Origin of the sequence: Candidatus Chryseobacterium colombiense, assembly GCA_029203185.1 — a bacterium.
GTDB lineage: Bacteria > Bacteroidota > Bacteroidia > Flavobacteriales > Weeksellaceae > Chryseobacterium > Chryseobacterium colombiense.
On the sequence record CP119310.1, the window covers coordinates 1,152,392 to 1,178,268 of the forward strand.

Here is a 25,877-nt window from a genome sequence, read left to right on the forward strand (position 1 = left end):
GCATTGAGATTGTACATTCAAAATTTATCAAGACTCTTTCTTGTAAACAACATATCTACTTTGACTTTGGGATTCCTCCTTTGCCGGAATGACATTGCGGATGCATTGTGATTGTAAATTTAAAATTGTTTGTAAATACTCTTGCTTTTAAAAAACATTAACAAACTGTACTTTGGGATTCCTCCTTCGTCGGAATGACATTCTATATATTTAAAAAGCATTTATTACCAAAAATAAAAAACCATATCATTTCTGATACGGTTTTAAGTTAATTAAAGGTTGTTATATTTTAGTCTACGTGTTTTGCGGTAAACCCGTCCTCACTTAGTTCTCTGTGCTCATAATCAGCTTTCATTTCAGCTTCATAGTCTACTTTTTCATGTTTACCCATTCTTCTTAATACAGAATCAAATAAAGAGTAAACTACCGGTACGATAATCAAGGTAAGGAATAATGACGATGTCAAACCACCGATGATTACCCAAGCCAATCCGTTGTTCATCTCCGCTCCTGCTCCTTTTGCAATCGCAATCGGGATCATTCCGAAGATCATCGCAATCGTCGTCATCAAAATCGGACGAAGACGTGCATGGTTAGCCTGAATCAAAGCGTCGTGTGTATTGGCTCCTGCTGCTTTTCTCATATTGGCAAAGTCAACAATCATAATCGCATTCTTCGCTACCAAACCAATCAACATGATCATCCCCAACATCGTAAAGATATTCAGTGAGTTTCCGGTGATGGCCAAAATAACCATTACCCCGATCAATGCCAAAGGAATTGAGAACAGTACCACAAACGGATATACAAATGAGTCATATAAAGAAACCATTACCAGATAAACCAATACGATAGCAGCCATTAAAGCAATTCCCAACGTACCGAAACCTTCAGTCTGGTTTTCCATATCACCACTCCAGATATAACTTACACCGGCAGGTTTTGTTTTTTCATTGTTCATGAACATAGCAGCCCATTCGTTGGCAACGTCTCCTACAGGACGACCTACTACTTTAGACTTAACTTTTACAGAAGGTGCTTTATCTCTACGTTCCAACAAACTTGGCCCTGAACCCATCTTCACGTCTGCAAACTGGCTCAATCTGATTTGTTCTCCCTGAGGATTTGTAAACATCAGGTTTCTAACATCATCAATGGATTGTCTGTTCGCATTACCAAAACGGATATTGATATCATATTCATATTCTCCGGCTCTGAATTTCCCGTCTGTATTTCCACTGAATGCAGTCTGCATCGTTTGTCCTACACTGGAAAGGTTTAAACCTAGAGAAGCCATTTTATCCCTGTCGATATTCACCTGAACTTCCGGATTTCCAGAGTCGGTTGACAATTCGGCATCTACAGAACCAGGAACTTTTTTAAGCAATTCAAGAATTCTGTTCGCTTCTTTATTGGCCGTTTCATTATCCTGAGCGGTTACTACAAGTTCAATCGGTGCATTATCTGCTCCCATTAATCCGATTGGTGCTGTTTTAAATTCAACTCCGGTAAATTTCTCTTCTAACGCTCTTTTGATTCTCGCAGACTTGATATCCGTACTTTCATTACGCAAAGATTTATCTACCAGGATCACCTGAATTTCTGACTGATACAAAGTTGCCTGAGCACCACCAAAACCTGATGACTGCTGACCAACTGTTGTAATCATATCTACAACATCTTTATCTTTTCTAAGGTATTTTTCAACTGCCAGTGTTACCTGATTGGTTTTTTCTACTGAAGCATCTTTTGGTAATTCCATCTGAACAAGGAACTGCCCTCTGTCCATTTTAGGGAAGAATTCACCTCCGATAAATCCGCCTCCCATTAATCCCATTGTTGTAACGATAAGAAGTACAAAAGTCAGTACAACTGTCATTACTCTTCTTAAAGTTGTTTTTAAAGCCCACTCCAAAATTCCGGTAATCCAGTGTGTGAATTTTTCCAATTGCTTTTCAAACCAAAGGATGAATTTCTCAAAAGGATTTTTACCTGACAAATGAACCAATTTTCCAAATCTTGATGACAACCAAGGAATAATCGTAAATGATGCCAACAATGAAAATAAAGTAGCAATAACCACCGTTACACAAAACTGCGCCAGAATATTAGACACCAAACCGGAGCTCATCGCAATCGGTAAGAATACCACCACGATTACCATGGTAATTGCCGTTACGGTAAATCCAATTTCCGAAGCACCATCGTACGCAGCACGAATTCTGCTTTTTCCCATTTCCATGTGACGGTAAACGTTTTCCAATACTACGATCGCGTCATCCACAAGAATACCTACTACAAGGGATAGTCCTAATAAACTCATCAGGTTTAAGGTATATCCCATCAGATACATTCCGATTACGGTAGCAATCAATGACATAGGGATCGAAACCATTACGATAAATGCGTTTCTGATGTTGTGAAGGAATAATAACATTACTACCGCCACCAAGATAATTGCCAGGAATAAATCGAAAATTACGTGATCTGCTGCTGCAAGAGTAAAGTCTGTTGTATCATCTACAATATTTACTTTAATATCCTGAGCTTTATAATTATCCTGAACCTGAGCAATTGTTTTCTTTACTAATTCTGAAACGGATACAGCATTCGCATCTGATTGTTTTTTAACCTGAAGTAAGATCGTTGAGTTCTGGTTGTATCTTGCCACTTTTTCTACATCTTTCTGGGTATCGAAAACCGTAGCAACATCAGACAAACGAACCTGAGCTCCATTTTTATTGGAAACTACAAGGTTATTCATTTCCTGAACATTTTTATACTTTCCGGAAAGTCTGATCGTAGATCTTGAAGTTCTGGTCTTTAAAGCTCCTGTCGGGAAATCTAAGTTTGAAGAAAGGATAGCCTGCTGCACATCTGCAATAGCAATACCGTATCCCTGCATTTTCTTTTCATCCAGATTTACCTGAATCTCTCTTTCTTGTCCACCAACAAGAGTAACCTGAGCAACTCCGTTTACACGGGAAAATACCGGCTCAATTTTTTTATCTAAAAGATCGTAAAGATCCTTATTATTAAGCTTACTACTAGATATACTCAATGTCATGATTGGTAGATCATCCAATGAAAATTTCTGTAATGACGGAGCATCTGCATCATCAGGAAGGTCTGCCAAAATAGCATTTACCTTTCTCTGGGCATCATTCAGAGCATAGTTTACATCGGCACCCGGATTTAGCTGAACCATGATTACCGATAAACTTTCGTAAGATGAAGACTCTACTTTTTTCACGTTTTCCAAAGAACCAACGGCATCTTCAATCTTTCTGGTTACCGATGTTTCCACCTCACTCGGAGAGGCTCCCGGATATACCGTAGAAATGGTTACCATATTGGTTTCGAACTTCGGAATCAATTCGTACCCCATCATGGAGTAACTTAATAAACCACCCAGCGTAAGTATCGTAAATAACACGATAACCAGCGATGGCCTTTTGATGGATATTTCTGCTAACTTCATCTTCTGCTTACTTTACGATATTGATTTTTGAACCGTTATCCAGGTTGATTTGCCCACTGGTAACCACCTGTTCACCTCCATTTAATCCACTTAGGACCTGAACCTTATCTCCATATACTTTTCCGGTCTGAACCTTGATTAATTTAGCTACCCCATTATTCACAATAAATAGCTGCCCTGAACTCACTCCGTTTACAAAAGCTTCTGCAGGAACCGTTAGCATATTCTGAGTTTCTGCACCATGATTTGTTTTAAATATAGCTGTTGCATACATCCCCGCTTTAAGATTTCCTCTGTTTTGAACTTCAATTTCAACAGGAAAATTTAAAGAGGCATCACTTTTAGGAGCGATGAAAGTAATTCTTCCGCTGAAAGATTCCCCAGGTAAAACATTAACATTAATAGCAACTTCTTGCCCCAATCCAATTTTTCCTACCTGGCTTTCGTCTACCAATACAGAAAGTTTAAGCGAATTAATATTTACAATTTCAAACATAGAAGTTCCAGGAGACACAACCGTTCCCGGCTCCACCATTTTTTTGTTGATTGTACCGCTGATTCCTGCTCTTATGTTAGTATCGTTTACTTTAACACTTTGAGCTTTTACAGCTGCCTGGGCATTTTTCAGCTGTAATCTTGAATTATCAAGCTGTTGTTTTGTAACACCACCTGTTTTATATGCGTTTTCATAACGTTGGTTATCGATAATAGCATTTTGTAAATTGTTCTGAGCCTGCGTAACATCTACTTCAATCGCATCTCTTTTAATGGTTGCTAAAGTTTGCCCCGCCGAAACTCTTGATCCTTCTTTCACCAAAACACTTACAATACGTCCTGAAATTTCTGAGGACTGATTCATTTCCTGCTTAGGAATGAAAGTTCCGTTAGCAGAATAATCCGTATCAATATTCTCTCTTGTTACAGTGATTACATTCACATTGATTTTATCAACCTGCTTAGCTACCTCTTTTACTTCCTGCGTCTGCTTTTCTTTATTGCTGACAATTTTATATGCCGCCAAACCTACTAATACCGCCGCGACGATGATATATATTAAAGTTTTTTTCATTTTCGTTTATTATAAGTTTTGTAGTGTGTTTAATTCTCCTTTTGCTTTAATAAGTTTTATTTCGGCCTGTTTATAATCCAACAGAGCGTTTGCATAATTTTGCTTAGCCTGAGTCAATGCGTTTTCTGCATCCAGCACTTCTGTAAGTGTTGCCAAACCGTTTTGATAGTTAGACTGAGTATTTTTCTGAACTCTTTCTGCCAATCCTACATTATCTTTCATGCTCTCAATATTGATTAATGCATTTTCCATATTTGAAATAGCATTTTTATAATCTAAGCTTAAACTCAATTGGGTATTTTGAATATCCTGATCAAGATCCTGGATATCAATTTCTGCCTGGTTAATTTTAGCTTTTGTGGCTCCTCCTGTAAAAATCGGGATACTTACATTTAAACCAATCGCAGAATAATCACTCCAAAGCACTCCATTTTTAAGACCATTTGTCAGTGGGAATTTAGCTCCGTTTGCTCCCCATCCGTAATTTGCCGTTAAGCTTACTGTAGGATAAAGATATGCCTCCGTAGCTTTTTTATTGAAAACCAAAAGCTCTCTGTTTTTATTTAAAACTTTAAGCTCCATACGTTCATCAAGATTTACTGTACTTGCGATCAACTCAGGTTTTGGCTCAATTGTTTTCTCCTCCAGTTCGATATCGGTACTGATCGGAATGCCCATATAAAATTTCAAAGCATTTTTTGAAAGTTCCACAGAGTTGATTAACTGCTGCTTGTTTGAACCAATATTAGTTAACTGTACATTCGTACGATCCAAATCTATTGGTTTTGCCAATCCGTTTTTCACCAAGCTCTGGATTACATTTCTTACTCTCTCCGTATTGGCATAGCTGGCTTCAATGGTTTTAAGATTTTCCTCCTGTACAAAAACCTGATAATAAGCTGTTGCAACATTTTCAATCAATTGTTCATTCGTTAGCTGAGCATTCAGAATATAGAACTCTCTTGTTGACTTTGCTGCTTTTAAACCTGTAAATACTCTCTGGTCAAAAATCGCCTGCTGAAGCTGTACAGAAGCCGTAGAATTCCATGGCTGCCCAAACTGCGCTCTGATCTTTTCTCCTCCAAATTCCAATAATGACTCTTGTATAATCGGATTATAAGTCACCCCGGCTGTAGCACTTATCTGCGGCAAAGCACCGGCTTTAGCTTCATCAATCTTATATTCGGCCTTTTTGATCTGTAAAGCAGCTTTTTTTGCCTCTGTCTTGTTCTGAAGAGCCTGTTTTATGGCCTCCTGAAGAGAGATCTGCTGCTGTGCAGATACTGATGAAAAACCGAAAATCATACATGCAGCTGCTATCCCAATTTTTAGCTTTCTTGCAGTGATACAATTTCTTTTCATAATTTTATACTCGTTTATTTTTTTAATGTAATTACTATCTTCAAGGTTTTTATTTCTAAAGGACGAATCATTTCTTAAAATACTTTAACATTTCTTAATTTTTAAATAACATATTCAAAATAATCTCCTTTCTCTCAGAAATAATCTTATCAAATTCTTTATCACTGATCATTAAATTCTCCATCAATAAAGGTCTTACAGCACTTGGAAAAACCAATAATGAAATCATATTGAGAACAAACTGAATAGGCTTCATTTTTTCAATGGCTCCCCTTTCCATTTCCTGTTCTATATCTTTATATAACTTATTCAGTTCATCTTCTTCTATATCTCTTTTATGACAATTTCCTTTATTGATCTGTGATACGATATAAGTTTCCAAGTATGGATACTGGAGGCTTGTGGATAAGCTTCCTTCAATAAACTGACCTATCTTTTCTTTAAAAGGCAGATCAGAATTCATTATTATTTCAGATTTTTCCTTTTCCACTTTTTGCGCTTCATCAAAAATGATCTGAATTAGATTATCTCTGGAACGGAAATAATAATTAATAAGCGTTCTGTTAACACCTGCTGCATCAGCAATTTCCTGAGTAGTGGCATCAAACTTCCCTTTCACAAAGAATAAGTTCTTCGTTGTCTCTTTGATCAATTCTTGTGTTTGGTCTTTTTTGGCTTGATTTGACATTATTGTTAAACAATTTTGTGCAAATATAAATCAATCAAATGTTTTGACAAAATTGTTAAACATAAAAATTAAACAAAATTGTATGATTTGCATCATATTTTGAAACTCAAATCATGGATTAATGATTTATTCATCCCTAAAAATGTCCTGTTTCATTATATTTGCCGAAAAATTAGTAATGATGAAAAAAATTTTATTTCTTTTTTCAATAATTAGCTGTGCTTTTTTGTCTGGACAGAAAAATCTTCAAAAGAATAATGAATATTATTTTTATGAAAATAAAGGACAGATTTTAAATCAAGATGGTAAGGAAAATAAAAATGTTCAATACTTATTTTTATCAAATGGTTTAAATGTTCAATTGAAGAAAAACGGGTTTTCTTATGATGTATATCAAGTAGAAGAGGTCGCTCAAAATAATCCTGCAAAATTGAAATTAGCAACACCTGAATCAGAAAAAAAATTCAAATACAAATTTCACAGAGTCGATATTGAATTGCTTCATTCAAATAATAACTCTGAAATTATTGCCGAAGGAAAATCTCCTGACTATGAAAATTTTTATACAATTCCTGATAAACCTTCAGGGGTTCTTAATGTTCATAGATATAAAAAAGTTACATACAAAAATATTTACAACAATATTGATCTTGTATTTTTCAAGCCACAAGATACATTGAAACCAATTGAATATAACTTTATTATTCATCCAGGAGGAAGAGTTTCTGACATTAAATTAAAATTTAATGGTATAAAAACCCACCTAAAAGATGATAAAATTGTAATGAACCTCCGCTTTGGAGAAATGCAGGAAAACATTCCTCAATCTTGGATAATTAATGAGAGCTCAAAGATAGAAACAGAAATAAAATTCAGGCAGATTGAGGACAACACTTATGGATTCATTGGAAGCAAAGATAATTATGACAAAGTTTTAATAATAGATCCCGTCCCAACTCCACTTTGGATAAAAAATCTACCCAATTGGGTCTACCAATCAAATAGCTACTATAGGGTTTTTGCAAATAACAACCAAGAAGTTTACACCAGTTTTACTACTATTGCAAAGTACAATTTTGCAACAGATACTTATACGATTATGGATTCTTATTCACAAAACTACGGTTATGTGTCTAAGTTTGATCCTTCAGGAAATAAAATATGGGGTGTTTTTATTGGAAATCATCATTATAATTATAATGGAGACAGTACAAATATGCTAAAAGATATTGTAGTCAATTCAAATAATGAAATCTATGCAATTGGTCATGCTAGAGATACTACAAACGGAACAAACACGATTACAACCCCAGGTGCACACAAAACTAACTCTTCATTTGTGAGCCAATATTATCCGATGGATAATACTGATGGTTTCATTATGAAATTCAATGACAATGGAATTAGAATTTGGGGCACGTATTTCGGGGGGAATAATGGAGATAGTATTAACTCTATTGTTTTAGATTCAAATGAAAACTTAATATTAGCTGGTTTAGCTTTAGGAAATGATGGCATCGCTACTCCAAATGCTGAAATACCTACTAATTCAAACATTTTAAACGGAACATCATTTATAGCTAAGTTTTCTGCCAGTGGCCAACAGCTTTACGGATCGTACTTCAATTTAAGAGAAGGTATTAAAAAAATCGATCGGGATACTTCAGGTAATATATATTTAACAGGAGATGTCTACAGAAATTATAACACTAGCGGACCCGGTACAACAGGAACTCATCAGCAGAATATTATTGGTGAAGGAAATACATATTTAGGGAAATTAAACAGTAATTTTCAATTTCAATGGGGAACTTATTATGGAGGACGTAATTGGTATGGAATTTTACATAATATGAATGAAGGCTTTTCTAGAGTTTCGGATTTGAAAATAGATCAAGATGGAAATATTATTTTATTAGGTAATACTAATGCACAAGAAAAAATTGCAACTTCAGGAACTCATCAGCCTGCCTATACAGGCCAAACAGGAAACGACATATACCTCACAAAATTTAATCCAAATGGAACGCAAATCTGGGGTACATATTTTGGAGCAACAACAAATATTAACGTTGATGATGATGTTTCATATTGTATTTCTATAGATGACAATAATAATATTTTGTTTGGTGGAAGAACCTCAAACAATATCAATATAGCTACAACAAACGCTTTCCTTCCCACTAATAATGGAGGATATTATTCCGGCTTTTTTACTAAATTTAACACTACAGGAAATCAAACTTGGGGTACCTATTATTATCTTACAATCAATTCTATTTATGCTCGAGCAAATAATATATACATTTTGGGAGGTGCACAGATAAATAATAATTTCGCAAAATTCTATGATTGTGCTGCTGGAATTTCAGCAACATCAAACTCTCCCGTTTGTATCAATTCAAACATACAATTAAATGCTTCTGGTGGTACGATGTACAGTTGGACAGGTCCAAACGGATTTACATCTAACCAGCAAAATCCAATAATCCAAAATGCTACGATAGCTAATGCGGGAACCTACACATGTCAAATCACAGGATCGGGCGCTTGTGACGGAACTTTCAGTGTAAACGTAGTCGTTGGAGACAACACTCCCCCTGTTCCCAATACAACAACTCTTCCGGATATTACAGGAGATTGTCACACTACAATTTCAACTATTCCTACCGCCACGGATAATTGTGCAGGAGCCATCAACGCAACAACAACAGATCCATTGTCATATTCTCTTCCCGGAACTTATATTATTCATTGGACTTATAATGATGGAAACGGAAATACAGCAACACAAAATCAAACTGTAATTGTAACCGCTCCTGCACTCCCAACTACCATAAATGCACAACAAGTATTTTGTAAAACCAATAATCCAAAAGTTTCAGACCTTCAAATTACCGGGCAAAATATAAAATGGTATGATGCGGCTGGAAATATTTTAACCCCAACAACAGCTTTAGTAAATGGACAAACTTACTATGCTTCACAAACCATCAATGGATGTGAAAGTAATAAGGTATCTATTCAGGTAACGATAAATGAAACTCCTAAGCCTGCAGGAAATACAGCTCAAGATTTTTGTTCTTCAGCAGCTCCAAAATTAGCTAACCTAATCGTTTCCGGAACTGCTTTACAATTCTACGATGCCGCTGGAAATATACTACCATTAACAACTCCATTGGTTCATGGTACTACCTATTTTGTAACTCAGACATTGAATAATTGTGAATCGGAAAAACTGACAATTTCTGTGACTCTTTCCAACAACAATGTCCCGGCAAATGCATATTCTGTAACTTTATGCAATACCACAACAGGAAATTCAATGGTTGTGGATTTGACATCCTATCAAGGTAACATTATTGCCAATCCAGCAGCTTATATATTTACTTATACAGATACTGCAGGAAATGTAATTTCAAATCCGTCAAACTACATTTTAAATATTGGACAGAATGGAGTTTTTGTAAAAGTTTCCACTCCGGACGGGTGTTTTAAAATTGTAAGATTAAGTATAACACTCAATCCTAAACCAGAACTGAATCTTCCTGAAAAAATAGATTTCTGTAAAGGGAAAAGTATTGTTTTAGATGCAGGAAGTGGATACACATCCTATGTATGGAATACCGGAGCAACAACCCAGACAATAACAGTTTCTACGCCTGGAAATTATTCAGTAACCGTAACTAATAATTTCGGATGTCAGGATACAGACAATACTCTGGTAAGCTATACAATTTTACCTGAGATTGTTTCGGTTAATATCTCCAATAATACAGCAACCGTCATTCTTTCAGCAACAGGAAATTTTGAATATTCACTGAACAATTCAGCTTGGCAAGATTCCAATATTTTCTCGAACTTGAGTATGGGAGAATATATAGTGTATGTAAGAACAAAAGAAGGATGTATTATTGGCCAAAAACCTTTCTCTATTTTCAACATACCTAATACTTTTACTCCAAACGGAGATGGGTATAATGATAAATGGAAAATCGCAGGATTAGAGAATTATTCAGGATCCGAAGTAAGTGTTTATGACCGAAAAGGTCTTCTGGTTTTCAAGGAAACAATTACTAAAAAGCCTTTAATATGGGATGGAAAACAAAATGGAAATCAACTTCCGACAGGAACCTACTGGTACATCATAAAAGTTTCTGATGGTAGAATTTATAATGGTTGGGTACTTATTAAGAACAGGGAATAACAAAAAGCGAGCAGAAATTTCTGCTCGTTTTTTTTATTTTTACAATAGCTGGCTAAAGTAATTTAATTTTATCTTCTTCAATATCAATAATCTTATCTTTATAAAGCCCTCCAATCGCTTTTTTAAAGTTCTTTTTACTCATCTGAATTTCATCTTTAATCTCTTCCGGAGTGGATTTATCTGAAAGGTAAAGCAGTCCGTAGTTTTCTTCTAATTTGTCTAAAATTTTCTTTTTAAACTCATCAATATTTTCAAAACCTTGAGGTTGTAAAGAAACATCTATTTTCCCATCTTCTCTGATTTCTTTGATATAACCTGATTCTTCAGACAAAGGGTATAATTTTTTGAAAACGTCCGAACTGTAGATTAATCCAATATATTTTTTATTGATCACCACATTCCAGCCCAATTCACTTTCATTCATCATCATCAAATCAACTTTATCTCCTTTTTTGAAAGGTAAGTCCTGATACTGCGGATTTCTTTTAAATTTTGTCGTTCCTGTAATTAAATCCAGATCTTCATCTACATAAAGGTAAACCAAATATCTTTTACCATCAATAATTTTAGTTTTTTGCTGTTTGTAAGGAATAAATAAGTCTTTGATAATTCCCCAATCCATAAAAGCGCCACTTGGCAAACTTTGTACACAGCTCATTACTGCAAACTCTCCCACTTCAGCCAAAGGAATTTCCGTAGTTGCTTTCAGTTTATGATCGTCTTGATAAACGAAAACTTCCATTTCATCACCAATTTCTTTTTCATCCTGAACAAAAATTTTAGGTAAAAAGGCTTTTTCACCAGTATCATCTGTTAGGATCCATCCTGAATTGTTTTTGTCTGAAATTTTTAAAGTCTGAGTTTTTCCGGGTTGCATGTATGATAAATTAGCTCACAAAGGTACGGAAATATAAAAGGAAATTGCAAAACTGAAAATCATATCATAAAAATAGAAGGATTACAATCTCATCTCTCTTCACTCTACTTTAGGAATTTGAAACAAAATCCATTAATTATCTTTTACTGCTTTCAAAATCAAACGCATCACAAACGATAAAATATTTATGTTTATCAACACAATTATTAAATATGGATTTTGCCAAAGACAATTTATTTTTATCAAAACTCATTTCTTTCACCAAAGTCTGAATCTGTAGAGATGTAAACATTGTTGTACGCATCTGTTGTCGTATCATAGAAAGTCTGTCGTCGTCAAATCTTGCATTTTTCTGAAGCATAAAAAGAAAATCACTGAAAGAATTGTTATCCATCACATTAGCATAATTTCCTCCGTTATTCCAATTATTGCCCTGATTTCCATAAGGATTATTCCAGACATCGTTCCAATTATTAAAACCATAAGACTGATTTTGAACGGGATAAGAATCCAACAGATACAACCCTTTATTGGTAAAAAAATCAAGGACTAATCTGCTGTTATTACGGACATTTAAAGTTGTTCTGTATAATAAATAGCCATTTTCATAAATAGAAATCGGAATTCTTCCCGATGGCAAATCAAAAAATCTAAATTTCCCGGAATTGTTAGCCATAAACTGATCGCCTAATTCTACACTAAATATCCCCTGCTCCGGGATTCTAAGAAAAACTTCAGAATAACCATATTCATTATTCCATTGATAGCTTGGATTTTTAATTGCGGAACTGTTATTTCTATTTTGATTTCTAAATCCAGAGTTATTGCCCGTCCTTTCCTCAATTCTTGGGAGATTAGATGATGATTCTATCTCAGTTTTTGAGGCTTCATTTTTTAAAAGCTCACCTGTCTTTCCTGCTTCTTGTGCAAATGAAAATGTTCCTGTAAGAAGCAATAAACCTATAAATATATTTTTCATAAACCTTTTTTAAACTCTATCGCTACTTTTATGCCAAAAAAAAGAGAAACCATAGTATGGTTTCTCTTTTTTTATATATGATTATTTTTCAATTACATATGAATTGGTCTTTTCGCCGTAGCATCCAAAGCCGCTTCTTTAATTGCCTCAGCATACGTTGGGTGTGCGTGAGAACTTCTTGCAATATCTTCTGCACTTGCACGGAATTCCATAGCAATTACACCTTCTGCAATAAGATCAGCTGCTCTTGCTCCTACGATATGCATTCCTAACACTTCGTCAGTTTTTTCGTCTGCAATAATTTTAACCAAACCATCAACATCTCCACTTGCACGGCTTCTTCCCAAAGCTCTCATCGGGAAAGATCCCACTTTGTAAGCTACTCCTTCTTCTTTTAGCTGCTCCTCAGTTTTACCTACTCCCGCAACTTCTGGCCAAGTGTAAACAACTCCAGGAATTAAATTATAATTAACGTGAGGTTTTTGTCCGGCTAAAGTTTCAGCAACGAAAACTCCTTCTTCTTCAGCTTTGTGAGCCAACATAGCCCCTTTAATCACATCTCCGATTGCATAGATATTAGCAACATTAGTCTGAAGATGATCGTTTACCTTTACTCTTCCTCTTTCATCAAGCTCAACACCGGCTTTCTCTAATCCAAGACCTTCGGTATAAGGCTTTCTCCCTACAGAAACTAAACAATAATCTCCTTCAACACTTACTTCTTCTCCTTTTTTATCTTTAGCAGTGATTTTTACCGTATCTCCGTTTCTTTCAACCGCAGAAACCGCTGTAGAAAGCATGAATTTCATACCTTGTTTTTTAAGAACTTTAGTTAATTCCTTGCTTAAAGCTCCATCCATTCCAGGGATGATCTTATCCATAAATTCAACAACAGTTACCTGAGCTCCTAATCTTAAATAAACTGAACCTAATTCAAGACCGATAACACCTCCACCGATTACGACCAAATGCTTAGGAATTTCCTTAAGATTTAAAGCTTCTGTAGAAGTGATTACTCTTTCTTTATCTAAAGTGATGAAAGGCAAAGTAGATGGCTTAGAACCTGTTGCAATAATGGTATATTTAGATTCGATCGTTTCCGTAGAACCGTCGTTTTTCGTTACTTTAATCTGAGTAGCAGATTCGAAGCTTCCCACCCCTTCAAAAACAGTGATTTTGTTTTTGTTCATCAGATAGCTGATTCCGTCTGTATTTTGCTTGATCACCTCATTTTTACGCTCGATCATTCTTGCGATATCAGCCTGAGGTTCATTGATAATGATTCCGTGACCTGCAAAATTGTGTTTTGCATTCTCAAAATGCTCAGAACTATCCAAAAGCGCTTTTGACGGAATACATCCAACATTAAGGCAAGTTCCTCCCAAAGTAGGATATTTTTCAATAATTGCTGTTGTAAAACCTAATTGTGCAGCACGGATTGCAGCAACATAACCACCAGGACCAGAACCGATTACGGTAACATCGAATTGACTCATGTTATTTTATGAATTTGTTTATTATTAACTTTCTTACTTCTTACAAATTTAACGATTAATTACCACGTGAGAAAGTGAGATTTATCAATTTTTCAACAATGAATTCAAAGTTTTTATTTTGAGTTTCTTATTTTTCCGCGATTGTCAACACCAGTTTTAATAATAAAAAAAACAATCAATAAAGTCATTAATAAGGAAGGCAAAATCTGACTGTACGGTTTATAATCAGGTAAAATGGTTCCGACAAATGCAGAGAACAAACCTCCTAATGCGCTCATCATTTTAGCCAGGTGTTCATACAGCCAAAGCTTTCCGTATTTCGATTGAGGAATATAATACCGAAAAATATCGTATCCTATCACCATAAACAAATATCCAACTGCGGAATAGATAACTACCGAATTCCAGTAAAATCCTACAGATTGTAAATAATATAAAAAAAACAAAGTTGTAAGAACCGAAATAATCATCACCAATACATCTTTCCAGTAAAACACATTAGATTTTTCTTTCACAATCCGAAATCCTGAATACGTGTTATAGCCCGCCAAAAGAGTAATAACAAGAAGAAACAGATTACGCTTAAAAATAACAACACCTAAGATACCCGTGATAATAACGAAAATCATAGCAAAAGTAAAAATCTTCCCCGCTTTCTTATGCCATACCGTTCCTTTTGGTTTGAATAAGATAATAAATCCTAAAATCAGAGCAATACTTCCTGCAATGATGTGAATGATAATGTTTACCGAATGAAAAATTGTGTTCATAGTTTTTAGCGACAAAAGTGATCGAAAATCGGTCATCAGTCGTCCTAAATGATAGATCCGGACCTATTTTATACAGATTTTTTGTATTCAGAAGGCGTTTTTCCGGTTTCTTCTTTGAAGATTTTGTTAAAAGTCGATTTGGAATTAAAACCGGATTCAAATGCAATTCCGAGGATGGAATATTTTGAAAAATCAGGATTGCTGAGTTTGTTTTTTACCTCTTCTATTCTGTAAGAATTCACGAATTTGTAAAAATTGGTATTCAGATTCTGATTAATGATCTGAGAAAGCTGATGCGTCGAAATATTCATTAATGAAGATAATTTCTGTAAACTCAGTTCTTCATCCAAATAAGGTTTATTTTCCTGCATGAAGACCAGCAGTTTTTGAGAAATTTCAGAAAATTCTTCCGACTGAACAGTTTCCTTCTCTATTATCTTTACTTTTTTCTCTAAAACGACCGGATGATAGATAATACTCTGTCTTAGACTAAAAAATACAATGCAAAATAAATACAGACTCTGAACAGCTGCAACAATAACAAATATTTTTACGGAAGTAACATTAAAAATATCATTTCTAAAGCTGATCATTGCCAAAACAATGATAAAAAGAAAGATCAGGGAAGCCAAAATATACTGCAACCAGTTCAAACTGATCTTTTCCAAGGCTGAATAATATTCCAGAAGTATTTTTTGATATTCTCTCAAGGCTAAAAAACACAGTACAATGTATATTACCGGAATTATTGCCATTGGGAAAGTCAATACATTAAGTAATACTCCATTTTCATGTTGTGAAAAATAAGGAATACTGTTTTTGAAATTTATTTGGAGATAAAAATCAGAAATACAATATAGTACAATGGTGTAAAAAATATAAAGCAGGGAATGCTTTACGATATATTTTATCTTAAAATCAATAGTAAATGTAATGGAAATAATATAAAGATACAGCATTCCAATACTTAAGACAGGAATTGTAAAACACAAAATCTGGAGCCGAGCCGGAATCTCAGAAGAAAAAAGATAATATAACAGATTGAAGCAAGAAACGATCATCCATACCACCAAATACTTGTCAGAAGATGTCTTTTTGTTTTTCGAAAATACCAGAAAAATGCATAACAATGCAATCATGATTCCCGAAAAAGCAATGCTTTCAATTATCATATAGTCTCAAAACATTTTATATTGATATTTAGGCATTTAAATTAGCTATAGATTAAGCTTTCCTTGTCCAAATTCTCCCATGCTCTCAAAAAAAGAACCACCATATACGTACCAATCAAGGCTTTCAAGAAATTCTACTGCATTTTCCGGTGTAATGTTCGGGCGATCTTTTTTAGAAACAATTCCTTTGTACCATCTTCCTGATTTAGAATAATGTTCATATTCAACGAAATAATGAATCCAAATTCTTTGACAAAGTTTGCACTGCTGAATCGTCACTTCTCCATATCTTCCGTTCGTATGATCTATACCCAATTCAGAACTTCTGTATTCTGTATAATTTGAGGTCGGTTTTTCACAAGCGCATCCTAATTTCTGAATTTTATTCATTGAGTGATCGATTTACATAAAATAATGCCTCAAATGTAAGAAAATAAGACTCTACAGCGCAAATACAGTGATTTCTATTTCATTAAATCCAACAAAACCTTTTCATATTTATCCAGAATAATTTCTTTGGAAAATCTTGATTTTATTGAGTTTTTAATAGAATTACTATCATAACTTTCATGTAAGACCTGAATAATTTTTTGTGAAAAATCATCATAATTTTCAATATCCGAAATTTCCCCGTTAATGCCGTTTTGAATAATTTCATTGATTCCTCCCGGACAGTTATTAACCAAAGAATACGTTCCGCATGCTCCTGCTTCCAATAAAACATTTGGGAAACCTTCATATCTCGAAGAAAGAATAAACAGATCTGCATATTTCAGAAACTGATAAGGATTCTCCTGTCTTCCGTGAAAAATAACTTTCTTTAAGTCTAAAAAGTCTCTCATCTGATGGAGAATTTCCCTGTCTTTTCCATCTCCAAGAATATGCAATAAAATATTTTCGCTTTTGAGTCTGGAAAATACTTTCAGAAGATTATCAAAACCTTTTCTTTCTGATAAATTCCCAATAGCTACAACGTTTTTATAATTGTACTTGAAACACTCCGGCTTGTCTGAAAGAGCCAGTTTTTCTTCAATAAAATCAAAATCGACAGGATTGTTTATTTTAATGATTTTCTTTTCTTTTACATTGAAATTATCAATCAGATCCTTTTTCATATCATCACTTTGCGCAATAATTTTCTGATAGTTATTATAAAAGCTGTAAAAGAATTTTATTTCTTTTCGGGTAACATGATGGGAAACTACATTCGTTTCTCTTGCAATAAACTTTGTTCTGGGAAAAAGCTTAACAAACAGTGACAAATAAGCATTTACTTCTCCAAAACCTGAAAATACAATATCCGGCTTTCTTCGGTAGATCTCACCTAAAATAGGCTTTAATGAATGTCGGATTCGTTCTGTATCTAAATCAATAATTTCAATATCTTTTCTCACCAAATGAAGATATCCGCCTTGTTTGCGCAAAAGCAATATTTTCGGTTCGAACTTATCTCTGGAAAGATGGTTCGCAATGGTGGTAATGATTCTTTCCGCACCTCCGGTTTCTAAATCCGGCAGAATAAATATGACAGAAATCTTTTTCATTATATCAAAAAACCTCACCTATAATCAGGCAAGGTTATATTTTTAGTTAGCAACGTCACTAATAAATTTTATTCTCAACATTCTCACTTCTTCATCAGAAAGTTCATCTCCGAATTCATCTAATAAAACCTTCATACTATCGCTTTCAGATTCGTTCATGAACTCCATGAAGCCATCTACAATATCTTCATCAAAATTGTCTTCAATATAATAATCAATATTTAACTTAGTTCCCTGATAAACAATACGCTCCATTTCCTTCAACAATTCATCCATCGAAAGATTTTTGGCTCTTGCAATATCTTCTAGATCAATTTTTTTATCGGTACTCTGGATAATGAAAACCTTATGACTTGATTTGTTTGCCACCTGTTTCAATACCATATCCTGAGTACGTTCGATATTGTTGTCTTCTACATATTTACTGATAAAATCCGCGAATTCTTTACCATATTTTTTGGCCTTTCCTTCACCTACTCCATAAATTTTTGTAATCTCTTCAACCGTAACCGGATACTGAACCGTCATATCTTCCAAACTTGGATCCATGAATACAGTATATGGTGGAATTCCGTGTTTTTTGGCTACTTTTTTTCTTAAATCTTTTAATAAAGTAAATAAATTCTGATCCAATCCACCTCCGGATTGCTGCTGAATCTGGTCACTTTCTGCTTTAGTCTGAGTTAAATCGAATTCTCTGTCTTCTGCAATCAGGAATGAATGTTCCAATTTTCCTTCCAATACCAGTTTACCTTTTTCGGCAATCTTTAAAACGCCATAGGTCTCAATATCCTTCTGTAAGAAATTCTGAACGGTTGCCTGTCTCAGAATGGTTTTCCAGTGGTTATCCTTTTCTTGTTTTCCAAAACCGAAATAAGAACTCTGCTCCAATTTATAAGATTTTGTCACTGCCGTTTCTTTTCCGACAATCACAGAAATCAGATCTTTAGATTTGAATTTTTCTCCGGTATCTTTAATAAGCTCCAGAACTTTTTTCAAGTCGTCTGTAGCATCTTTCAGCTTCGGTGGATTTGATGAATTATCACACATTTTGGCTCCGTCCCCGTTAATCGGATCAAAGTTTTCACCAAAATAATACAGAATATATTGTCTTCTGCTCATTGAAGTTTCGGCATAACCTACGACTTCATTTAAAAGCTGTAACCCAATTTCTCTTTCAGAAACAGGTTTTTGCGCTAAGAATTTTTCTAACTTTTCAATATCTTTCGGATCATAGAACGCCAGACAATGTCCTTCTCCACCATCTCTTCCTGCACGTCCTGTTTCCTGATAATAACTTTCCAACGATTTCGGGAAATCATAATGAATCACAAAACGGACATCCGGTTTATCGATTCCCATTCCAAATGCAATTGTAGCCACAATCACATCCACTTCTTCCATCAGGAATTTGTCCTGATTGGCTACTCTTATCTTCTGATCAAGACCGGCATGATAAGGTAAAGCATTGATTCCGTTCACCTGTAAAAGCTGAGCAAACTCTTCCACTTTTCTTCGGCTTAAACAGTAAACAATTCCTGATTTTCCTTTGTGCTGATTAATAAATCTGACAATTTCCTTATCTACATTTACTTTTGGCTGTACTTCATAATAAAGATTCGGTCTGTTAAAACTTTCTTTAAAAACCAAAGCATTACTCATCCCTAAAGTTTTTTGGATATCATCCTGAACCTTAGGCGTTGCAGTAGCAGTTAAAGCAATCACAGGAACATCTGCAATTTTATCGATAATAGATTTCAAATTTCGGTATTCCGGTCTGAAATCATGTCCCCATTCTGAAATACAGTGGGCTTCGTCAATAGCAAAGAAAGAAATTTTCACGTCTTTCAAAAAGTCCAAATAATCCTCTTTAATTAAAGATTCGGGAGCTACATAAAGAAGTTTAGTTTTACCGCTTTTAATATCATCAAAAACCTGTTTGGTCTGCGTCTTGTTTAAAGATGAATTGAGAACATGGGCTACTCCATCATCAGATGAAAGTCCGTTGACTGCATCTACCTGATTTTTCATTAACGCTATTAACGGCGAAACTACGATTGCCGTGCCTTCCGAAATAAGTGCCGGAAGCTGATAACATAAGGACTTTCCACCTCCTGTAGGCATCAACACAAATATATCCTTCCCATTCAACAGGTTTTCTATAATTTGCTCTTGCTGCCCTTTAAAAGTAGAAAACCCGAAATATTTTTTCAATTCGCCTGATAAATTGGCTTTTTTTGCGCTCATCTAATTTTCTATTGCTAAATTTGCATGTAACCCAAAGTTATGAATTTTTCGCTTAAAATAAAAGTGAACGAATTTATTAAAAATAAAACTTATATTAAATATTCTTTTTAAAATATAACATTTTTTAAGAGATTTTTTGTATACCCTATAAAAGTAAAATGGAAAAAGCCAATATCATTTCGATAGCAAAAAGTACTTTAGAAATTGAGATTTCAGAACTTGAAAAACTAAAAAACAGACTTGATGAAGATTTTGTAAGAGCTGTGGAAATTATACATTCTGCACAAGGAAAATTAATCGTAGTAGGAATCGGAAAATCGGCCCATGTTGGAAATAAAATCGTTGCCACTTTAAATTCTACGGGTACTCCGTCTCAGTTTCTTCATGCTTCAGAAGCTATTCATGGTGATTTGGGGGTGATCCAAAAGCAGGATATTGTATTATGTATTTCACAATCCGGAAATTCACCTGAAATTGTGAATCTTGTTCCTTATTTAAAAGATTATTCTTCTGCACTGATCGGAATGACCGGAAACAAAAACAGTAAACTGGCAGAATTCTCCGACATTATTTTAAACACGCATGTAGATTTGGAAGCCTGTCCGAATAAACTGGCTCCTACGAGTTCTACCACATTACAAATGGCTCTTGGAGATGCTTTAGCCGTTTCTTTAATGGAAATTAATGATTTCCGAGCGAATGATTTTGCAAAATTCCATCCAGGAGGAAGCTTAGGTAAAAATCTGATTTCAAAAGTCAATGATTTCCTTTCTTCCCAAAAACCACAGGTTACAGAAAATGATACAATCAAAGATGTCATTATTTCGATCAGCAGCTCGAGACACGGAATCACTGTGGTTACTAACGAAGATGAAATTATCGGAGTAATTACAGACGGAGATTTGAGAAGAATGTTGATGAAAGGAGACGACATCTCTAAAGTATTGGCCAAAGATATTATGTCTGCCCGACCTAAAACCATTGAAAGAACAGCGCTGGCAAAAGATGCTATGAAAATTTTAAAAGAAAATAATATCGGGCAGCTTGTTGTAACGGAAAACGGAAAATATTTCGGAATTATCGATCTGCATAAACTTTTGGATGAAGGGATAAATTAACTTCTAATTTATAGATCAGAACTTCTTTAAATATTTCATAAATTTGAAACCTTAAAAATATTATTCTGTGAGTGATGCTAAAGACATGTCCTTCCTTGGGCATATTGGAGAATTAAGAGGTCATCTTATCCGCTCGATTATTGCGATTATCATTGCGGCTTTTATTGTCGGCTTTAACATCAATTGGATTATGGATCATATCTTTTTTGGTCCTACCCGAAATGATTTTTTAACTTTTAGGGTTGTTAATCACTTTTCCCAAATGATCTTGGGCGAAAACAGCATTCATCTTCCCAAAGAATTTCCTGTCCGTGTAAGTAAACTTTATCAGCAATTTAATGTCATGATGGCGGTTTCTATTTTTGGAGGAATGGTGGCTGCATTTCCTTATATTGTCTGGGAACTTTGGAGATTTATCGGTCCTGCGTTACATCCTAAAGAAAGAAAAAACTCGATCCTTATCATCAATTCTGTCTGGATTCTTTTTATGACAGGGGTTTTATGCGGATATTTTTTAATTCTTCCTTTTGCAGTTAACTTCGGAGTTATTTTCAAGATTTCAGATATTATCGTTCCGCTTTATGATCTGAGCGATTATACTACATTGTTCTTACAGGTTGTTTTAGGGATGGGGGTAATTTTCTTATTTCCGATCCTTATCTATTTCCTTACATCAATCGGGATTTTAAACCCTATGTTTATGAAAACTTACCGCAGACATGCTATTGTTTTGATTATGGTAGTAGCCGCAATCATTACTCCAGCTGATGTTTTAAGTATGATAATGGCTGCATTGCCACTACTATTATTATATGAATTTAGTATTGTGATGTGCTCTTATACTTACAAAAAAGTACAAAAGCGTGAAGAGAATCTTCCGGCAATTCAGAAATAATTGTAAAATTTTATTCAAAATATATTCCCGCAGACATTCTGCGGGATTTTTTATACCTGAATTTTCAGTCTGAAGTTTTTGGAACAATTTTTATGTATGAGAAGTAACAAAATTTTACTTCTTTCGTCTAATCAAAGAAATCCGATAATTTAGACTTTCTAAATTTAGAATCGATTAATTATTTATTTTTGATCATTAATTTAATTTCAAATGAAAAAACTGACATACACCCTTTTATTTGCTTCGGGACTTGTATTTGGACAATTCTTTGAGAAAGATAAAACTTTCACGAAACAGGATACTTTAAAAGGCTCAAATACCATATTCCGAAACTTTTGGGATGCAAAGAAATATGATTTATCTGTTGAACCTGATTTTGCTCAGAAAAGCATCAAAGGAAACAATACCATCAGTTTTGAAATTATTAAAGACGTAATCAATCCAACGTTTCAAATTGATTTGCAGCAACCTATGAAGGCGGATAAAGTAACAGGAACTTTCCCGATCTCAGAATATAAACAGGAAGGTGATTTTATCTGGGTTAAAGCAAAAAAAACCTTTAAAAAAGGAGAAAAATATACAATTGACATCGCATACTCAGGAAATCCTACTATTGCCAAACATGCACCCTGGGACGGAGGATGGGTTTTTACTAACGACCAGAACGGAAATCCCTGGATGAGTGTCGCTGATGAAGGAATTGGTGCTTCCATCTGGTTGCCTACAAAAGATATCTGGAGTGACGAACCCGACAATGGTGTTGTTATGAAAATTATCACTCCAAAAGATCTGGTGGGCGTAGGAAACGGAAGGCTAATCAACACAAAAACTGTCGGGGATAAAACCACGTATACCTGGGAAGTAAAAAATCCGATCAATGCCTATTCTATCATTCCGAATATTGGAAAGTATGTGAATTTTAAAGATACATTCAACGGAGAAAAAGGAAAACTTGATCTTGATTACTGGGTTTTGGATTATAATTTGGAGAAAGCAAAAAAACAGTTTCAGCAGGTAAAACCGATGCTCTCTGCTTTTGAATATTGGTTTGGAGCCTATCCTTTTTATGAGGATTCTTACAAACTGGTAGATTCTCCTTATTTGGGAATGGAGCACCAAAGCAATGTAGCTTATGGAAACCAGTACCTCAACGGATATTTAGGAAATGATCTTTCAGGAACAGGAGTCGGACTCAACTGGGATTATATCATCATTCACGAAAGCGGACATGAATGGTTTGCGAATAATATTACTGCAAAAGATCAGGCAGATATGTGGGTTCATGAAGGTTTCACGATGTATTCCGAGGTTCTTTTTACCGAAAAGTATATGGATAAAAAATCGGCAGACCTCTATGCTGTAGGAATTCGAAAAAGCATAGAAAATGATATTCCGATCATCGGGAAATACGGGGTAAGAAATGAAGGGAGCGGAGATATGTATTATAAAGGAGCCAGTATGATCCATACCATTCGACAGGTGATTGATAATGATGAAAAATTCAGACAGATTTTAAGAGGCTTAAATAAAGACTTTTACCATAAAACAGTCACTACTGAAGAAATTGAAAATTACATTTCAAAAAAGTCAGGAATTGATTTTTCAAGTGTATTTAATCAATATTTAAGAACAACAAAGATTCCGACACTAGAGTATTCTCAAAATGGAAATACTTTGAAATTCCGTTATACAAACGTGGTTAAAAACTTTAAACTTCCTATAAGAATTGATGGAGAACAAACCATTAATCCTACAGAAGAATGGCAGACTGTAAAGCTGAAGAAAGAAACTCCTGTGGAGTTCAATAACGCGTATTACATCAATTATATAAAAGCTTAGTCATAACGAGAATAAAAGGGAGCAAAATTAGACGTTTGCTCTTCTTTTTTATCATTTAGCCTTTATGATTAGTTTTAAGAAAAATTTAATACATCTCTTCGTAACAAATTCATAAAAAAAACAACTATTTAACTATAATTTAAACTCAATGAAAAAATTTGCACTTAGTTTAGGAATTTTAGCCACTTTCTGGCTTAATGCCCAATCAATTAAGACAACCATTGATCTTGTCAATGTAAAAAATGATAAAGTTGCCGTAACGATGGAATTCCCGAAAATGAAATCGGGAGATGTGAAATTCCATTTTCCCAAGACTGTACCAGGAACTTATTCTGTAGACGATTATGGGAGATTTGTAGAGGGCATCAAGTTTTTTGATAATAAAGGAAAGGAAATAGCTTTTACAAAAGTTAATGATAATACCTACTCTCTTAAAAATGCTCAGAATTTAAGCAAAATCACTTATCTGGTCAATGACAGCTTTGATGATGAAATGAATACGGCAAAGCATAAAGCCGTTTTTTCTCCTTCAGGAACGGATATTGAAGAAGGAAAGGTTTATCTGATCAACACCCACGGTTTTATCGGATATATTGATAATATGCAAGATGTACCTTATCAGTTGATCATTCAGAAACCAACAGATTTTTACGGAACAACAGCTTTGGTGGATCAGGATAAATCTGAATCTACGGATACGTTTACCTTAGCAAATTATGCGAAAGTAACCGATTCTCCATTAATGTATACCAAACCGGACTACATCACGTTCAACGCCGGAGGAATGGATCTTGTGTTAGGAGTTTATTCTCCGACAGGAAAATACAAAGCAGCAGATTTTAAGGATAATTTAGAAAAAATGGTTGTTGCCCAGAAGAAATTTTTGGGTGATATGAACACCAATAAAAAATATGCGATCATGCTTTATCTTTCTGGTGGAGACGGACCGCAAATCAAAGGTTTCGGAGCATTGGAACATCATGAGTCCACCAGCGTTGTATTGCCGGAAATGATGCCTAAAGAAGCAATTGATAAAACCATTACAGATGTGGTTTCCCATGAATTTTTCCATACGGTAAATCCTTTAAAAACACATTCTGAAGAAATCCATTATTTTGACTATGCAGATCCTAAAATGTCTCAGCATTTGTGGATGTATGAAGGAGGAACTGAATATTTTGCCAACTTATTCCAGATCCAAGAAGGATTGATTACTAAAGATGAGTTCCTTCAAAGAATGAGTGAGAAAATCGCAAACTCTAAGAACTATAACGACACGATGCCTTTTACGGTAATGAGTAAAAATGTTCTTCTGGATGAATATAAAGATCAATACAGAAACGTTTACGAAAAAGGAGCACTTCTTGCGATGTGTCTTGATATTGAGTTGAGAAAATTATCTAACGGAGAAATGGGCTACCGTGATATGATCCGCAAACTTTCCCAAAGATTCGGAGAAAACAAACCGTTTAAAGACGATCAGCTTATTGATGAACTGGTAACGGTTACAGGCTATCCTCAGGTAAAGGATTTCTACAACAAATATATTGCAGGAAGCGAACCCACTCCTTATGAGAAATACCTGAGCATGGTAGGCGTAGACATTAAAAAACAGGAAACTCCACCTATTTTCTGGTTCATCAAAGATCCTAACCAAACAGGGTATAATGACAAGAACAATACCTTTGTATTTGATGAAGGTGCAGCATTGTCACCATTTGCAAAAAGTATCGGTTTCAAAGCTACAGATGAAATTGTTGCATTAGACGGCAAAACAATCAATATCCAGAATGTACAGGCATTTATCGATTATTCTAAAACGATCAAGGAGGGGCAAAACGTTACAGTTACCATTTTAAGAAATAATAATAAAATGGAATTGAAAGGGAAAGCCATTCTTGATAAAATGACGATGGAACATCTCCAGTTTAAAGCCAATCCAACTGCAGAAGAACAAAAACTGCAAAACCAATGGTTAACCGGTAAAAAATAAAAGAAAAGCGAGGAATTATCCTCGCTTTTTAATTTATAAATAATTGAAACATTAAATCTCTAAAATTGTCATTCCGAGGAATCGAGGAATCTCACTCTTCAATGCGCTTCGCTCTTTTTGAATAAAAAATTTCCTTTGCA

The 25,877-nt window shown here is 34.7% G+C and carries 17 protein-coding genes; 5 read left to right on the plus strand and 12 right to left on the minus strand.

What is annotated here, in order from left to right:
- Positions 1-289: 289 nt before the first annotated feature.
- The 4 genes from P0Y62_05070 to P0Y62_05085 all read right to left on the minus strand — a co-directional run bounded on the left by P0Y62_05070 (position 290) and on the right by P0Y62_05085 (position 6,600).
- Complete coding sequence (locus P0Y62_05070) at positions 290-3,481, minus strand: efflux RND transporter permease subunit (GenBank protein ID WEK70927.1); 3,192 nt, start codon at positions 3,479-3,481, stop codon at positions 290-292.
- 7 nt (positions 3,482-3,488) lie between these two features.
- On the minus strand, positions 3,489-4,550 hold the full coding sequence (locus tag P0Y62_05075; protein WEK70928.1) for an efflux RND transporter periplasmic adaptor subunit: 1,062 nt from the start codon (positions 4,548-4,550) through the stop codon (positions 3,489-3,491).
- Between the two features lie 9 nt (positions 4,551-4,559).
- Positions 4,560-5,912 carry a TolC family protein gene (locus tag P0Y62_05080; protein ID WEK70929.1) on the minus strand — a complete coding sequence of 451 codons (1,353 nt, stop codon included), beginning with the start codon at positions 5,910-5,912 and terminating at the stop codon, positions 4,560-4,562.
- Positions 5,913-6,006: 94 nt separating this feature from the next.
- Positions 6,007-6,600 (minus strand): TetR/AcrR family transcriptional regulator, encoded by a 594-nt coding sequence (locus tag P0Y62_05085; GenBank protein ID WEK70930.1) that lies wholly within the window; start codon positions 6,598-6,600, stop codon positions 6,007-6,009.
- A gap of 178 nt (positions 6,601-6,778) precedes the next feature.
- On the opposite strand from P0Y62_05085, the gene P0Y62_05090 reads away from it, so the two are divergent.
- Positions 6,779-10,807, plus strand: coding sequence for a T9SS type B sorting domain-containing protein (locus P0Y62_05090; GenBank protein WEK70931.1), 4,029 nt, complete (start codon positions 6,779-6,781; stop codon positions 10,805-10,807).
- Between the two features lie 52 nt (positions 10,808-10,859).
- Here the strand turns inward: P0Y62_05090 and P0Y62_05095 are convergent, their stop codons facing one another.
- From P0Y62_05095 to recQ, 8 genes are all read right to left on the minus strand, one after another.
- Entirely contained in the window at positions 10,860-11,684 is an 825-nt protein-coding gene (locus P0Y62_05095; GenBank protein WEK70932.1) for a S1-like domain-containing RNA-binding protein, read from the minus strand.
- Positions 11,685-11,820: 136 nt separating this feature from the next.
- The gene (locus P0Y62_05100; protein ID WEK70933.1) at positions 11,821-12,663 is read right to left on the minus strand and encodes a DUF4476 domain-containing protein; all 843 of its coding nucleotides are present in this window, start codon (positions 12,661-12,663) and stop codon (positions 11,821-11,823) included.
- A gap of 92 nt (positions 12,664-12,755) precedes the next feature.
- Complete coding sequence (gene lpdA / locus P0Y62_05105) at positions 12,756-14,159, minus strand: dihydrolipoyl dehydrogenase (GenBank protein ID WEK70934.1); 1,404 nt, start codon at positions 14,157-14,159, stop codon at positions 12,756-12,758.
- Positions 14,160-14,272: 113 nt separating this feature from the next.
- Entirely contained in the window at positions 14,273-14,929 is a 657-nt protein-coding gene (locus P0Y62_05110) for a hypothetical protein (protein WEK70935.1), read from the minus strand.
- A 68-nt stretch (positions 14,930-14,997) separates the two neighbouring features.
- Complete coding sequence (locus P0Y62_05115; protein ID WEK70936.1) at positions 14,998-16,101, minus strand: helix-turn-helix domain-containing protein; 1,104 nt, start codon at positions 16,099-16,101, stop codon at positions 14,998-15,000.
- Between the two features lie 45 nt (positions 16,102-16,146).
- Positions 16,147-16,491, minus strand: a complete 345-nt coding sequence (locus tag P0Y62_05120; GenBank protein WEK70937.1) for a hypothetical protein — start codon at positions 16,489-16,491, stop codon at positions 16,147-16,149.
- Positions 16,492-16,565: 74 nt separating this feature from the next.
- On the minus strand, positions 16,566-17,645 hold the full coding sequence (locus tag P0Y62_05125; GenBank protein ID WEK70938.1) for a glycosyltransferase: 1,080 nt from the start codon (positions 17,643-17,645) through the stop codon (positions 16,566-16,568).
- A gap of 42 nt (positions 17,646-17,687) precedes the next feature.
- Positions 17,688-19,892, minus strand: coding sequence for a DNA helicase RecQ (recQ, locus tag P0Y62_05130; GenBank protein WEK70939.1), 2,205 nt, complete (start codon positions 19,890-19,892; stop codon positions 17,688-17,690).
- A gap of 158 nt (positions 19,893-20,050) precedes the next feature.
- On the opposite strand from recQ, the gene P0Y62_05135 reads away from it, so the two are divergent.
- From P0Y62_05135 to P0Y62_05150, 4 genes are all read left to right on the plus strand, one after another.
- Complete coding sequence (locus P0Y62_05135) at positions 20,051-21,010, plus strand: KpsF/GutQ family sugar-phosphate isomerase (GenBank protein WEK70940.1); 960 nt, start codon at positions 20,051-20,053, stop codon at positions 21,008-21,010.
- Positions 21,011-21,077: 67 nt separating this feature from the next.
- Positions 21,078-21,905: a twin-arginine translocase subunit TatC gene (gene tatC, locus P0Y62_05140; protein WEK70941.1), complete on the plus strand. Its 828-nt coding sequence runs from the start codon at positions 21,078-21,080 to the stop codon at positions 21,903-21,905.
- Positions 21,906-22,115: 210 nt separating this feature from the next.
- Complete coding sequence (locus P0Y62_05145; GenBank protein ID WEK70942.1) at positions 22,116-23,744, plus strand: M1 family metallopeptidase; 1,629 nt, start codon at positions 22,116-22,118, stop codon at positions 23,742-23,744.
- Between the two features lie 148 nt (positions 23,745-23,892).
- Entirely contained in the window at positions 23,893-25,737 is a 1,845-nt protein-coding gene (locus P0Y62_05150; GenBank protein WEK70943.1) for a peptidase M61, read from the plus strand.
- Positions 25,738-25,877: the final 140 nt, after the last annotated feature.

Coding starts and splice junctions, on each gene's coding strand:
- P0Y62_05080 (WEK70929.1), bottom strand. CDS start 5,912: ATGAAAAGAAATTGTATCACTGCAAGAAAGCTAAAAATTGGGATAGCA.
- P0Y62_05150 (WEK70943.1), top strand. CDS start 23,893: ATGAAAAAATTTGCACTTAGTTTAGGAATTTTAGCCACTTTCTGGCTT.
- P0Y62_05070 (WEK70927.1), bottom strand. CDS start 3,481: ATGAAGTTAGCAGAAATATCCATCAAAAGGCCATCGCTGGTTATCGTG.
- P0Y62_05120 (WEK70937.1), bottom strand. CDS start 16,491: ATGAATAAAATTCAGAAATTAGGATGCGCTTGTGAAAAACCGACCTCA.
- lpdA (WEK70934.1), bottom strand. CDS start 14,159: ATGAGTCAATTCGATGTTACCGTAATCGGTTCTGGTCCTGGTGGTTAT.
- P0Y62_05115 (WEK70936.1), bottom strand. CDS start 16,101: ATGATAATTGAAAGCATTGCTTTTTCGGGAATCATGATTGCATTGTTA.
- P0Y62_05090 (WEK70931.1), top strand. CDS start 6,779: ATGATGAAAAAAATTTTATTTCTTTTTTCAATAATTAGCTGTGCTTTT.
- P0Y62_05085 (WEK70930.1), bottom strand. CDS start 6,600: ATGTCAAATCAAGCCAAAAAAGACCAAACACAAGAATTGATCAAAGAG.
- P0Y62_05075 (WEK70928.1), bottom strand. CDS start 4,550: ATGAAAAAAACTTTAATATATATCATCGTCGCGGCGGTATTAGTAGGT.
- P0Y62_05100 (WEK70933.1), bottom strand. CDS start 12,663: ATGAAAAATATATTTATAGGTTTATTGCTTCTTACAGGAACATTTTCA.
- P0Y62_05110 (WEK70935.1), bottom strand. CDS start 14,929: ATGAACACAATTTTTCATTCGGTAAACATTATCATTCACATCATTGCA.
- P0Y62_05135 (WEK70940.1), top strand. CDS start 20,051: ATGGAAAAAGCCAATATCATTTCGATAGCAAAAAGTACTTTAGAAATT.
- P0Y62_05145 (WEK70942.1), top strand. CDS start 22,116: ATGAAAAAACTGACATACACCCTTTTATTTGCTTCGGGACTTGTATTT.
- recQ (WEK70939.1), bottom strand. CDS start 19,892: ATGAGCGCAAAAAAAGCCAATTTATCAGGCGAATTGAAAAAATATTTC.
- P0Y62_05095 (WEK70932.1), bottom strand. CDS start 11,684: ATGCAACCCGGAAAAACTCAGACTTTAAAAATTTCAGACAAAAACAAT.
- P0Y62_05125 (WEK70938.1), bottom strand. CDS start 17,645: ATGAAAAAGATTTCTGTCATATTTATTCTGCCGGATTTAGAAACCGGA.